Annotated in this window: 11 protein-coding genes; 4 read left to right on the top strand and 7 right to left on the bottom strand. The window is 68.6% G+C overall.

The window, feature by feature from the left end:
* Positions 1-72 precede the first annotated feature (72 nt).
* Genes QSK45_RS22340 through QSK45_RS22330 form a run of 3 tightly spaced genes read left to right on the top strand, consistent with a single transcriptional unit; the run spans position 73 to position 3207 of the window.
* Positions 73-1053, top strand: coding sequence for an ABC transporter permease (locus tag QSK45_RS22340; protein WP_285559574.1), 981 nt, complete (start codon positions 73-75; stop codon positions 1051-1053).
* 47 nt (positions 1054-1100) lie between these two features.
* On the top strand, positions 1101-2138 hold the full coding sequence (locus QSK45_RS22335) for an ABC transporter ATP-binding protein (RefSeq protein ID WP_285559571.1): 1038 nt from the start codon (positions 1101-1103) through the stop codon (positions 2136-2138).
* 25 nt (positions 2139-2163) lie between these two features.
* Complete coding sequence (locus QSK45_RS22330) at positions 2164-3207, top strand: ABC transporter ATP-binding protein (RefSeq protein ID WP_285559570.1); 1044 nt, start codon at positions 2164-2166, stop codon at positions 3205-3207.
* A gap of 137 nt (positions 3208-3344) precedes the next feature.
* On the opposite strand, the gene QSK45_RS22325 is transcribed toward QSK45_RS22330, so the two are convergent.
* Positions 3345-3728 (bottom strand): VOC family protein, encoded by a 384-nt coding sequence (locus tag QSK45_RS22325; RefSeq protein ID WP_285559568.1) that lies wholly within the window; start codon positions 3726-3728, stop codon positions 3345-3347.
* Between the two features lie 81 nt (positions 3729-3809).
* Here QSK45_RS22325 and QSK45_RS22320 point away from each other — a divergent pair, with 81 nt between their 5' ends.
* Positions 3810-4553: a class I SAM-dependent DNA methyltransferase gene (locus tag QSK45_RS22320; protein WP_285559566.1), complete on the top strand. Its 744-nt coding sequence runs from the start codon at positions 3810-3812 to the stop codon at positions 4551-4553.
* A gap of 79 nt (positions 4554-4632) precedes the next feature.
* Here QSK45_RS22320 and QSK45_RS22315 read toward each other — a convergent pair whose 3' ends face one another.
* The 6 genes from QSK45_RS22315 to typA all read right to left on the bottom strand — a co-directional run bounded on the left by QSK45_RS22315 (position 4633) and on the right by typA (position 13324).
* On the bottom strand, positions 4633-5763 hold the full coding sequence (locus QSK45_RS22315) for an ABC transporter ATP-binding protein (RefSeq protein WP_285559565.1): 1131 nt from the start codon (positions 5761-5763) through the stop codon (positions 4633-4635).
* A 12-nt stretch (positions 5764-5775) separates the two neighbouring features.
* The gene (locus QSK45_RS22310; protein ID WP_285559563.1) at positions 5776-6798 is read right to left on the bottom strand and encodes an ABC transporter ATP-binding protein; all 1023 of its coding nucleotides are present in this window, start codon (positions 6796-6798) and stop codon (positions 5776-5778) included.
* 12 nt (positions 6799-6810) lie between these two features.
* Entirely contained in the window at positions 6811-7791 is a 981-nt protein-coding gene (locus QSK45_RS22305) for an ABC transporter permease (RefSeq protein ID WP_285559561.1), read from the bottom strand.
* Positions 7792-7875: 84 nt separating this feature from the next.
* Positions 7876-9684 carry an ABC transporter substrate-binding protein gene (locus QSK45_RS22300; protein WP_285559559.1) on the bottom strand — a complete coding sequence of 603 codons (1809 nt, stop codon included), beginning with the start codon at positions 9682-9684 and terminating at the stop codon, positions 7876-7878.
* 154 nt (positions 9685-9838) lie between these two features.
* Positions 9839-10870, bottom strand: coding sequence for an ABC transporter permease (locus QSK45_RS22295; protein ID WP_285559557.1), 1032 nt, complete (start codon positions 10868-10870; stop codon positions 9839-9841).
* Between the two features lie 546 nt (positions 10871-11416).
* The gene (typA, locus tag QSK45_RS22290) at positions 11417-13324 is read right to left on the bottom strand and encodes a translational GTPase TypA (RefSeq protein ID WP_285559556.1); all 1908 of its coding nucleotides are present in this window, start codon (positions 13322-13324) and stop codon (positions 11417-11419) included.
* Positions 13325-13511 lie beyond the last annotated feature (187 nt).

The raw sequence follows: 13511 nt of genomic DNA, 5'->3' as shown, positions 1-13511 counted from the left end.
CACGATCTGGCCGCCCCCCTACGGCCCACCCCTTATCCCGGCGACGGCGCCCCGTCCGGAAAGTCACGCCCCATGCTCCGCTTCCTTGTTCGCCGAATCCTCGGCGCGCTGGTCATCCTGCTGGTCATCAGCGCCGTCACCTTCTGGCTCTTCTACGCCATTCCGCGTGACCCCGCCATGATGTCGTGCGGCAAGAACTGCACGCCCGACATGCTCAAGCAGGTCCGGCACAACCTGGGCATCGACCACCCGGTCCCGGTCCAGTACTGGTACTGGCTGAAGGGCATCTTCGTCGGCCGCAGCTACGGCGACTTCGGCGACTGCGCCGCGCCCTGCCTCGGCTACTCGTTCGCCAACCGCCAGCCCGTCCTCGGCACCATCCTGGACCGGCTGCCGCTGACGCTCTCGCTCGCCTTCGGCTCCGCCGTCGTCTTCATCATCTTCGGTGTCGGCGCGGGCATGATCGCCGCCGTCAAGCAGGGCAAGTGGCAGGACAAGCTGGCCAGTTCCGGCTCGCTGATCGCCTCCTCGCTGCAGATCTACTTCGTCGGCTACATCGCGATGTACTTCCTCGTCGCGAAGCTCGGCATCCTCGACAACCCGTCGTACACCCCGCTCACCGACAACCCGGCCGAGTGGGCCTCCGGCCTGCTGCTGCCGTGGCTGGTGCTGGCGCTGATCTGGACCGCCAACTACACGCGTATGTCGCGCTCCCAGCTGGTCGAGACGCTGAGCGAGGACTACGTGCGCACGGCCCGCGCCAAGGGCCTGTCCCGCCGCACCGTCTTCTTCCGGTTCGCCTGGCGCGGCGCGATGGGTCCGATCGTCACCATCTTCGGCATCGACCTCGCCACGCTCATCGGCGGCGCGATCATCACCGAGTCCGTCTTCAGCCTCCAGGGCGTCGGCCGGCTCGCGCTGGACGCCGTCAACAAGAGCGACCTGCCCATGGTCCTGGGTGTGACCCTGCTGTCGGCCGGCGCGATCGTGGTCTTCAACATCGTCGTCGACGCCGTCTACGCCCTCATCGACCCGCGGATCCGGCTCGCCTGACCTCCGCCCCATTCCCGACCCCCCGCATCACCCCCAGGAGCGTCCCCGTGACGAGCACCGATCAGCAGCCGTTCCTCTCGATCAAGGACCTAAAGGTCCACTTCTCGACCGAGGACGGCGTCGTCAAGGCCGTCGACGGTCTCAGCTTCGACCTGGCCAAGGGTCAGACGCTCGGCATCGTGGGCGAGTCGGGCTCCGGCAAGTCGGTCACCAACCTGACCATCCTCGGCCTGCACGACCCCGCTCGTACGTCGATCGAGGGCGAGATCCTCCTCGACGGCCAGGAGCTGCTCACCGCCTCCGAGCGCGAGCTGGAGCGGCTGCGCGGCAACAAGATGTCCATGATCTTCCAGGACGCGCTGGCCTCGCTGTCGCCGTACCACACGATCGGCACGCAGATCGCCGAGACCTACCGCAAGCACACGGGCTGCTCCAAGACCGAGGCCCGAAAGCGCGCCATCGAGATGCTGCGCCGGGTCGGGATCCCGCAGCCGGACATGCGGGTGGACGACTACCCGCACCAGTTCTCCGGCGGTATGCGCCAGCGCGCGATGATCGCCATGGCGCTGGTCTGCGACCCGGAGCTGCTGATCGCCGACGAGCCGACCACGGCCCTCGACGTGACCGTGCAGGCCCAGATCATGGACCTGCTCAAGGACCTCCAGCAGGAGTTCGGCACCGCGATCATCTTCATCACCCACGACCTGGGTGTGATCGCCGACATCGCCGACGACGTGCTGGTGATGTACGGCGGCCGGTGCGTGGAGCGCGGCACCAAGGAGGAGGTCCTGCGGGACCCGCAGCACCCCTACACGCTGGGCCTGCTGAACTCGATGCCGAGCCTGTACGGCCCGGTCGACGTGCCGCTGACGCCGATCCCGGGTGCGCCGCCCTCGCTGCTCAACCCGCCGACCGGCTGCCGGTTCCACCCGCGCTGCGCCTTCACCGAGAAGGTCTCGGGCGGCAAGTGCTCCAGCGAGAGTCCTCTGCTGGAGATCGTGGACGGCCGCGGTTCGGCCTGCCACCTCACCGCCGAGCAGAAGCAGGAACTCTTCGCCGACTTCGCCGCGACCCGGCACAACTGACGGACGCAGACGGGACTTCACGATCATGAGCAACACGAACCCCCTCCTGGACGTCTCCGGGCTGACGAAGCACTTCCCGATCAAGGGCGGCTTCCCGATCCGGCGGACCGTCGGCGCGGTGCAGGCCGTGGACGGTCTGGACTTCCAGGTCTCCGAGGGCGAGAGCCTGGGCCTCGTCGGTGAGTCGGGCTGCGGCAAGTCCACCACGGGCCGGCTGATCACCCGGCTCATGGAGCCGACCGCCGGCAGGATCTCGTACCGGGGCCAGGACATCACGCACGCCGGCCGCAGGGAGCTGGCGCCGATCCGCTCCGAGATCCAGATGATCTTCCAGGACCCGTACGCCTCGCTGAACCCGCGGCAGACGGTCGGCAAGATCATCTCGGGACCGATGGAGATCAACGACATCAACCCGGAGGGCGGCCGCGAGAAGCGCGTGCGCGAGCTGCTGGAGATCGTCGGCCTCAACCCCGAGCACTACAACCGCTTCCCGCACGAGTTCTCCGGCGGTCAGCGCCAGCGCATCGGCGTCGCCCGCGCGCTGGCCCTGGAACCGAAGCTGATCGTGGCCGACGAGCCGGTCTCCGCGCTGGACGTCTCCATCCAGGCCCAGGTGGTGAACCTGCTGCAGAAGGTGCAGCGGGAGCTGGGCATCGCGTTCGTCTTCATCGCCCACGACCTCGCGGTGGTGCGGCACTTCTCGCAGCGCGTCGCGGTGATGTACCTCGGCAAGATCGTGGAGATCGCCGACCGCGAGGACCTGTACGACAACCCGCGCCACCCGTACACCCGGGCGCTGCTGTCCGCGGTGCCCGAGGCCACGGTGGACGAGGAGCCGCGCGAGCGCATCCGCCTGGTCGGCGACGTGCCCTCGCCCATCAACCCGCCCTCGGGCTGCCGTTTCCGCACCCGGTGCTGGAAGGCGACGGACAAGTGCGCGTCCGAGGCCCCGCCGCTGGTCCAGGCCGAGGGCAACAAGCCCGGCCACCTCACGGCATGCCACTATCCTGAGACGCAGGAGACCATCCCGGCTCCGCGCCTTGCCAAGGACCCCGAGGCGGCGGCCTGACACACCCCTTTTCCGTCGGTCGCTCCCTTGCCGGAACGGACTTCACCGGCCCATTGACCCGAGCCACCTGAACGTCCGCTCCACGGGAAAAGAAGGCCCGCGTCTCCCCAAGACGCGGGCCTTCGCCGCACCCGGGGTCATCCGGCGACGACCTCCGCCTCGAATCCGTCCGCGTCCTCCAGATAGACGGCGTAGTGCCCGGGGCCGCCGGCGTGGGGGTGCCGCTCGGGAAACAGCAGCGTCCAGCCGTGCGCGGGCGCGGCCTCGGCCATGGCGTCCACGGCCTCCCTCCCGGCGGCCCGGAAGGCCAGGTGGTTGAGTCCCGGCCGCATCCGGTCGTGCCCGGCGCCGGGCCGCAGCGCGGGCGACTCCTCGACCACGAGATAGGTCTCCCCCAGCCGCCAGCTCCGCCCCGCCGCCCACTCCTGGTACGGCTCCCATCCGAGGGAACCCAGCAGCCACCCCCAGGAGGCGACCGCCCGGTCCAGGTCCGGCACCCACAGCTCGACGTGATGCAGCACGTCCCCACCTCCCGCTCGCCGCCGGAGACACCCCGCCGAAATCGACGTGTGCCGATCAGCAACGTATGCCACACTGCGGCGGTGGTGGATCACTCGTTCGCTGATCTCTCGCTCGCCGCGCTGTACGACCGCCTCAACCCGTGGGGGCCGGGCGACGATTTCTATCTCGGGTTCGTGCGGCAGGCGGGCGATGTGCTCGATGTCGGATGCGGGACCGGGCAGTTGCTGCGCAGGGCTCGGGCCGAGGGGCACACAGGGCGGCTGACGGGACTGGACCCGGCCGCCGCCATGCTCGTACAGGCGCGCGCGGACCGGACGGACGTCGAGTGGGTGCTCGGGGACACCCGGTTGCGGTCCTGGGACGCGGAGTTCGACCTCGCCGTGATGACCGGGCACGCCTTCCAGGCGCTGGTCCGCGACGAGGAGATCCGCGGCTGTCTGCGGGCCGTGCGCCAGGCCCTGCGGCCCGGCGGGCGGTTCGTGTTCGAGACCAGGAATCCCGCCGCACGGGCCTGGGAGCGGTGGACGCCCGACCGGGCGCGCGAGGTCCTCGCCGCCGACGGAACGCCCGTCCGGGTCACCCATCAGGTGCTGGACGGCGGCCCGCGGGACGGACGGGTGCGGTTCACGGAGACGTACGACAGCGACCGCTGGCCCGCGCCCCGCGTCAGCCACAGCGTCCTGCGGTTCCTGGACGGCGACTCCCTCGCCGGCTTCCTCGCCGAGGCGGGTCTCACCGTCGTGGAGCAGTACGGCGACTGGGACGGCCGGCCGCCGGCGCCCACCGCCCCCGAGATCATCACGGTGGCGGTGCCCACCGCCTGACCGCGCGGACACGCCGACAGGCGGGGCCCCGGCGAACCCGGACGCCCCGCTCATCAGGCCGTGCGTTCGATCGCCGCCGCTAGGCCTCCTCCGGGCCGGACCCGGTGTCCTCCAGCGCCGCCAGCGCCGGGTCCAGCACGATGTCCTCCTCCCGCCCCTCGATCGTGGGCTCCTCCGGGAAGTGGCACGCCGTCAGGTGCCCCTCGTGGTTCCCGGAGATCCGCACCAGCGGCGGCTCCTGCGTCGCGCACTTGTCCTGCGCCTTCCAGCAGCGGGTGCGGAAGCGGCAGCCCGACGGCGGGGAGATGGGGGACGGCACGTCACCGGCGAGACGGATGCGCTCGCGGCCGCCCGTCTCCCCGTCCGTGAGGTCGACCTCGGGGACCGCGGACAGCAGGGCGTGGGTGTAGGGGTGGCGAGGGCGGGTGTAGATGGAGTCGCGGTCGCCCACCTCGATGATCTTGCCGAGGTACATCACCGCGACGCGCTGCGAGAAGTGCCGCACCACCGCGAGGTCGTGGGCGATGAAGAGGAACGCGATGCCCAGGTCGTTCTGCACCTGCTGGAGGAGGTTGACGACCTGGGCCTGGATGGAGACGTCCAGCGCGGAGACCGGCTCGTCGGCCACGATCAGCTTCGGTTCCAGGGCCAGCGCGCGGGCGACGCCGATGCGCTGGCGCTGACCGCCGGAGAACTCGTGCGGGAAGCGGTTGTAGTGCTCGGGGTTGAGGCCGACGATCTCCAGCAGCTCGCGCACGCGCTTCTCGCGGCCGCCCTCCGGGTTGATGCCGTTGATCTCCATCGGGCCGGAGATGATGGTGCCCACCGTCTGCCGCGGGTTGAGCGACGAGTACGGGTCCTGGAAGATCATCTGGATCTCGGAGCGGATCGGCGCCAGCTCCCTGCGCGAGGCGTGACTGATGTCCCGGCCCCGGTAGGTGACGGTGCCGGCGGTCGGCTCCATGAGCCGGGTGATCAGCCGGCCCGTGGTGGACTTGCCGCAGCCCGACTCACCGACCAGGCCGAAGCTCTCGCCGGCGTGCACGGTCAGGTCGATGCCGTCCACGGCCTGCACCTGTCCGACGGTGCGGCGGATCGGGAAGCCGCCCTTGACCGGGAAGTGCTTGGTCAGCCCCGATACCTGGAGCAGTGGTTCGCCGTCCCCGGCGCTCCGCTCGCGCTGGGCCGGGAGGACCAGGTCCTCTTTCATGACAGTGTCCTCCTAGCCCAGTCGGGGCTTGATCTCCTCGATGAAGATGGTCCGCTTCTGGTCCGCGGTCAGATGGCAGGCGGACCCCCGGTCGGTGGCGAGCGGCGGGCGTTCGGTCGTACAGCGGCCCGCCCCCGCCACCCGGTCCTGGAAGGTGCAGCGTGGATGGAACCGGCAGCCGGACGGCGGGTTGAGCAGGGAGGGCGGAGCGCCCGGGATCGGGGACAGCCGCGCGCCGGTGTCGGAGTCGAGGCGTGGCATGGAGTTCAGCAGGCCCCAGGTGTACGGGTGCTGGGGCGAGCGCAGCACCTGGTCGGTGGTGCCCCGCTCCACCGCGCTGCCCGCGTACATCACCATGATGTCGTCGGCCATGTCGGCGATCACCCCCAAGTCGTGGGTGATGAAGATGATGCCCGATCCGAACTCCTGTTGCAGGTCCTTCAACAGGTCGAGGATCTGCGCCTGCACGGTCACGTCGAGCGCGGTGGTCGGTTCGTCCGCGATGAGCAGGTCGGGGTCGCAGACCAGGGCCATGGCGATCATGGCGCGCTGGCGCATGCCGCCGGAGAACTGGTGCGGGTAGTCCTTCACCCGCTGCCGGGGGTTGGGGATACCGACCTTGCCGAGCATCTCGACGGCGCGTTCCCACGCCTCCTTCTTGGAGGCGCCGTTGTGCTTCATGTACGGCTCGGCGATCTGCCGGCCGACGGTGTAGTACGGCGAGAGGGCGGTGAGCGGGTCCTGGAAGATCATGGCGACCTTGTTGCCGCGCAGCTTCTCCAGTTCCGACTCGCGGGCGGTGGTCAGCTCCTGCCCCTCCAGCAGGATCTCGCCCTCGACGGTGGTGAACATGGGGTTGTGCAGGCCGAGGACGGTCAGGTTCGTCACCGACTTGCCGGAGCCGGACTCGCCCACGATGCCGAGCGTCCTGCCCCGCTCCAGGTCGAAGGAGAGCCGGTCCACGGCCCGTACGACGCCGTCCTCGGTCTTGAAGCTGACGTGCAGGTCCCGCACGGACAGGAGAGGGGTGCTCATGGATGTCTCTCCTCAGGCCAGCCGCACGCGCGGGTCGATGAAGGCGTACGCGGCGTCGACGACGATGTTGAAGAGCAGAATCATGGTGGCGGCGAACAGCATCACGCCGAGCAGCAGCGGCAGGTCGCTGAAGAACACGGACTGCACGGCGAGTTGGCCGAGTCCCGGCAGTCCGAAGGTGTACTCGGTGATGATGGCGCCGCCGAGCAGGGAGCCGAGGTCGATGCCGAAGATGGTGACGATCGGGATCAGCGAGCCGCGCCAGGCGTAGCGGAAGAAGACGTACCGCCGGGACATGCCCTTGGCGCGGGCGGTGCGCACGTGTTCCTCCTGGAGCTGTTCGATCATCGCGGACCGCGCCATACGGGTGTACTGCGCGGCGAAGATCGTGGACAGCACGACCCAGGGGATGATCAGCCCGGTGAACCAGGTCAGCGGGTCGCCGGTGAAGTTGTTGTACGCGGGTTTGTCGAACCAGTGGGTCTGGTAGACGAGGAGCGCGAGCGCGAGCGGGCCGAGGAAGTAGATCTGGAGGGCGCTGACGACCATGGCGCCCGCGGTGGCCGTCTTGTCGACCAGTGTGCCGCGCCGCCAGGCCGCGAGCAGGCCGGTGCCGAGGCCGACGATCAGGAAGCAGACGGCCGCGCCCAGGGTGAGCGAGACGGTGGTGGGCAGCCGGTCCATCAGGGTCGACCAGACCGGGTCGTTGGTGTGGTAGGAGTACCCGAAACAGGGGGCGGGGCAAGGGCCCTGGGCGAACTGGTCGCTGCCCAGGACGAGGTTGTGCAGGAAGATCCAGTACTGCTCGGTGAGGGGTTTGTCGAGGCCGAGCACGTGGTGGATGTTCGCGATGCTGTCCGGGTTGCAGGTCTTGCCGCACATCAGCAGCGCCGGGTCCCGGGGCACCCCGAAGAACAGCACGAACGTGACGATGCTCAGCAGAAACAGAATGACGACGGCACCGATGATCCGGCGGACGAGGAAGCGCAGCATGACAGGGCAGCTCTCAGACGTCGGCGGTCCGGGCGGTACCCGGCGCGCCGGGGTGGCGGCGCGCCGGGTACCGGCGGGGAACGGTTACTTGATGTAGAGGCGACGCGGGTCGACGCCGCCGATCACGTCGTCGTAGACGAGTCCGCCGACCTTGGAGCCGGCGATCTGGGTCCCCTTGTAGTACGCCGTCGGGACCTCGTTGACCACCTTGGTCAGCAGGTACTTGTCGAGCTTCTCCCACTCCGCCGAGGACTTGACCGGGTCGGTGATGGTGTTGATGCGGTCGATCTCGCTGTTCACGTGCGGGTCGTTGATCTGCGAGTAGTTCGACGCGCCGTCCGCGATCTGCCGGCCGTCGTACAGCGGGGGCATCACCGTGGACGCGGACGGCCAGTCGGCGCCCCAGGAGGTGTGGAAGATGTCGTAGGGGTTGTTGACCTTGGAGACCTGGTCGTAGAAGGTCTCGGCCGGGATCTCCTGGCGCTGGACGTCGAAGCCGGCCTTCTTCAGGCCCGCCGCCATGGCGGTGGAGTACTGCTGGCCCTCCTGGGAGTTGATGTAGCCGAAGGTCAGCTTCATGTTGAGCTTGCCGGCCGCCTTGAGCAGGGCGCGGGCCTTGTCGGGGTCGCCCGCGGGCTTCTTCTTCTTGCCGTAGGGGTCGAAGGCGGGGTCGTAGCCGCTGACGGTCGGGCCGATGAGGCCGCCCGCGACCTGCATGGCGTCGCTGCCGCCGTAGGCGCGGACGAAGGGGGTGACCGGCAGGGCGTAGGCGATGGCCTGGCGGACCCGGATGTCCTTCATCTCGGGCTTGCTCATGTTGATGTTCATCTGGCCCACGTACGGCTGGTAGCCGGAGACCACCCGGGACTTGAGCTTCGGGTCCCGCAGCACCTGGGACAGGTTGCCCGCGTCGACCTGGTTGCTGAAGCTGACGCCGGCCTGGTCGGCGCCGCTGTCGGCGAGCAGGGCCTTGGTGGAGGCCTCGAACTGCTGGTTGAAGGTGATGTTGAACCGGTCCACGTACTGGTGGCGGATCGGGTCGGTCTTCGGGTCCCACGCGGGGTTCCTGACCAGCACCATCGACTTGCCGGACTTGAACGACTGGATCTTGTACGGACCGGTGGTGACCGGGGTCTTGTCGTACTTCTCCTTGGTGTCGCCCTTGGCGGAGACGATGGAGTAGCCCGCCATGGCCAGCGTGTACGGCAGGTCCGGGTGGGGCGTCTTGAAGTGGAAGACGATGGTCTTGTCGTCCGGCGTGGACAGGACGCTGTCGGGCAGGTGCTTGCCCTTGTAGGGGCCGTCGGGCAGCAGCTTGCGGTAGCCGGTGCCGCTGGTGTCGGCGAGCCACTGCTGGAGGTAGGTCGGGCCCTGGTTGATGAAGGGCGCGAAGAGCCTCTCGACGGTCTGCCGGACGTCCTTGGACGTGATCGGCGTGCCGTCGGCGAACTTGATGCCGTCCTTGAGCGTGTACTTCCAGGTCTTGCCGCCGTCGGTGGTCGTGCCGGAGTCGGTGGCGAGGTCGCCGACCACCTCGTGCTGCTTGCCGTCGTTGCTGGTGGCCTTGTAGCCGGTGAGGCCGCGGTCGAGCAGCTGGGCGACCGTCATCTCGTTGAAGACGTAGACCTGCGCCGGGTCCAGGTGCGCGTAGCTGTCGCGTTCGAGCACCTCCATGCTGCCGCCGGACTTGGCGCCGGGCACGGGGGCCGCCGGGCCGGTGGAGTCGGCCGCGTCGCCGAACTTGATGCCGGCCTGCTGGCGCTTGGCGTTCTGCTGGTCCTGCTTGTCGTTGCCGCCGCCGTCGCTGCCGCCCTTGCTGCAACCGGTGAGCACAAGAGCTCCGGCCGCGAGCACGGAGAGTGCGCCGTATGCGTGGCGTCCGCCCCTACTCATCACGAGGATTCCCACCCATCTGTGTGTCACCAGTGCGTTGTATGTGTCACCGGTACGAAAAGGACTCTGGCGTGGTACGAGAAGTGCTGAAGTGCCGTGCGGTGTGGAGGAGTCGCCGAACGGGCCCGTCTCCCGTCGGCCGCCGCGGTACGGGTCAGCGCGCGGTCTTGGGGTCGAACGCGTCGCGGACCGAGTCGCCGAGCAGGTTGAAGGCGACGACGAAGATGATCACCGAGACGCCGGGGAAGAACATGTAGGTGATGTCGTTCTGCATCACCAGCTCGGTGGACGCCTTGGAGAACATCTGGCCCCAGTCGGGCGTCGGTTCGACGATGCCCACGCCCAGGTACGACAGACCCGCCTCCGCGGTCACGAAGTTGGGCAGCAGGTACGTGGCCTGCACCAGCAGCGGGGTGACGATGTTCGGCAGGATCTCCTTGCGGATGATCCGCCAGGGCGAGGCCCCGCTGACCTTGGCCGCCTCGATGAACTCCCGTTCGCGCAGGGCGAGTGCGGTGCCGCGCAGGATGCGGCCGAGGCCCATCCAGCCCAGGAACCACTGCACGATGATGAGCGCGACCACCCGGACGTAGGTCGGCGTCTCGTCGCGCGGGCTGACGAACAGCGAGACCACGACCGGCATGCTCGCGATGAAGAACAGCTGCGCCGGGAAGGCGAGCAGGAAGTCGATGACCCGGCCGATGAAGTAGTCGGTCCTGCCGCCGAGATAGCCGGCCGCGACACCGAGCAGGATGCCGGTGACGACGACCGCGACGGTGACGGCGACCGAGATCATCAGCGAGGTGCGGATGCCGTAGATCAGCTTGGTGAAGACGTCATAGCCGTTGCCGGGTTCGAGCCCGAACCAGAACTCGCCGCTGATGCCGCCGTTGGGATGCACCGGCACGCCGGCGCTGTCGAAGAGTTCCGGGCGCTCGTCCGCGTAGACCGTGTACGGGTTCTTGCCGTACACCTTGGAGATCAGCGGGGCGAGCAGGCCGACCAGGAAGAAGAAGCCCACCACGTAGGCCGAGATCACGCCGGTGCGGTCGCGCTTGAAACGCGTCCACATCAACTGGCCGGGAGACCGGCCCGTCAGCAGGGCGGCTTCGCCCTTCGCCTTCGGCCCTGGTTCGCCGGAGACGACCGCGGTTCCGCCGCCCCCCATGTCGATAGGACTTGTCACGGTTCGTCCGTTTCACAGGTATGGGTGTGAATGGTGCCCGGGTACTCCGAGGACGCGCGAATCCGCAGCCGGACGCGCGTAGCTCCAAGACCTGGTCACACGACGGGAAGCGAAGAACCGATCCACCTGTTGCTTACGACACCGCACATGGGTGTTCCTCCTCACGACTGCACGCGTTCACCTACAGGAGAGGGTTCTGGCCTTGCCTCCGACACCCCTGACGGAGGCTCAGGCTCCCCCTGGTGCTCGTGAGTCGACGCAACTGTCCCCACAGCGCGTGACCCATTGACCCGAGCGCTACGCGGCTAACTATCTGCCATCCGCGGAACCACCGACCACTGCCCGTAGATCTCGATTCAGTCACAGCTGGCGCCCAGACCTTTCAAAATCTGGACAAAGTGTCCGCCCGTAGAAGGCGCGAAACGGACTTGTTACATGGGTATCGGGCAGCGATCTCCGCATGCCGGACATACGCCACTGGAAAACGGGTTGCAAAAAACCCGGGTCCCCCCACCATGGGGGAACCCGGGTTCAAGTGGCCCTGGATCAGCCGTGCTTGGCGCGGCTCGCGGCGCGGGCACGCTCACGCTGGTCGAGGTTCACCTTGCGGATGCGAACGGCCTCCGGGGTCACCTCGACGCACTCGTCGTCGCGGCAGAACTCCAGCGACTGCTCCAGCGACAGCTTGCGCGGCGGCACGATGGACTCCGCCACGTCGGCCGTCGAGGACCGCATGTTGGTGAGCTTCTTCTCCTTGGTGATGTTGACGTCCATGTCGTCGGCGCGCGAGTTCTCGCCGACGATCATGCCCTCGTACACCTCGGTGCCCGGCTCCACGAAGAGCACGCCGCGCTCCTGGAGGTTCGTCATCGCGAACGCGGTGACGGCACCGGCGCGGTCGGCCACCAGCGAGCCGTTGTTACGGGTCGTGAGGGTGCCGAACCAGGGCTCGTGGCCCTCGTGGATGGAGTGGCCGATGCCGGTGCCGCGGGTCTGGGTCAGGAACTCGGTACGGAAACCGATCAGACCGCGCGAGGGCACCACGAACTCCATGCGCACCCAGCCGGAGCCGTGGTTCGACATGTTGTCCATGCGGCCCTTGCGGACGCCCATGAGCTGGGTGACGGCGCCCATGTGCTCCTCGGGCACGTCGACGGTCATGCGCTCGACCGGCTCGTAGACCTTGCCGTCGACCTCCTTGGTGACGACCTGGGGCTTGCCGACGGTCAGCTCGTAGCCCTCGCGGCGCATCTGCTCGACCAGGATGGCGAGCGCCAGCTCACCACGGCCCTGCACCTCCCAGGCGTCGGGGCGCTCGGTGTCCAGGACGCGCAGCGAGACGTTGCCGATCAGCTCGCGGTCGAGGCGGTCCTTGACCTGGCGGGCGGTGACCTTGCGGTCCTTGACGGCCGCCTTCGCGTCGGCGCCCTTGCCGGTGCCGCCGCGGCCGACCAGCGGCGAGGTGTTCGTGCCGATGACCATGGAGATCGCCGGCTCGTCCACCGTGATCAGCGGGAGCGCGACCGGGTTCTCCGGGTCGGCCAGGGTCTCGCCGATCATGATGTCCGGGATACCGGCGACGGCGCAGATGTCGCCCGGACCGGCCATCTCGGCGGGCTTGCGGGTGAGCGCCTCGGTCATCATCAGCTCGGAGATGCGCACGTTGCTGACGGAACCGTCGCGCTTGATCCAGGCCACGGTCTGGCCCTTGCGCAGTTCGCCCTGCTCGACCCGGAGCAGCGCGATACGGCCGAGGAAGTTGTCGGCGTCGAGGTTGGTGACGTGGGCCTGGAGCGGCGCGGCCTCGTCGTACGTCGGGGCCGGGATGTGCTCAAGGATCGTGGAGAAGAACGGCTCCAGGCTGTCGCTGTCGGCCGGGACGGTGCCGTCCTGCGGCTTGGTCAGCGACGCGACGCCGTCACGGCCGCAGGCGTAGACGATCGGGAACTCGATCTGCTCCTCGTCCGCGTCCAGGTCGAGGAAGAGGTCGTACGTCTCGTTGACGACCTCGTCGATGCGGGCGTCCGGGCGGTCCGTCTTGTTGATGCACAGGATGACGGGCAGGCGCTGCTGGAGCGCCTTGCGCAGCACGAAGCGGGTCTGCGGCAGCGGGCCCTCGGAGGCGTCCACCAGCAGCACCACACCGTCGACCATCGACAGACCGCGCTCGACCTCGCCACCGAAGTCGGCGTGGCCGGGGGTGTCGATGATGTTGATGGTGATGGGCTCCCCGCCGTCCTTGGGGTGGTACTTCACCGCCGTGTTCTTGGCGAGGATCGTGATGCCCTTCTCACGCTCCAGGTCGTTCGAGTCCATCACCCGGTCGTCGACCTGGTCGAGCTGGTGGGCGGCGAACGCGCCGGCCTGCTTCAGCATGCCGTCGACGATGGTGGTCTTGCCGTGGTCGACGTGGGCGACGATGGCGACGTTGCGGATGTCGTGGCGCGTGGCCATAGTGCGGCGAACTCCCAGAGTGGTGAGAAGGCCCTGCTGCGACGTCTGTGTGACGCGGGCCTGCCGGGCTTGACACGCCACGGCCTCACCCCATGGTACGTGCCGTTTGCAGTCGGGGCTCGCCGGGCCGACCCGAGGGGCGCGGGACGTGCCCGTGCGCGGCTGTGCCGCGGGTGCGCGAGCGGCC

Origin of the sequence: Streptomyces hygroscopicus subsp. hygroscopicus, assembly GCF_030269125.1 — a bacterium.
In the GTDB taxonomy this organism is placed as follows: Bacteria; Actinomycetota; Actinomycetes; order Streptomycetales; family Streptomycetaceae; genus Streptomyces; species Streptomyces hygroscopicus_C.
This window is presented reverse-complemented; position numbering and strand designations above follow the sequence as displayed.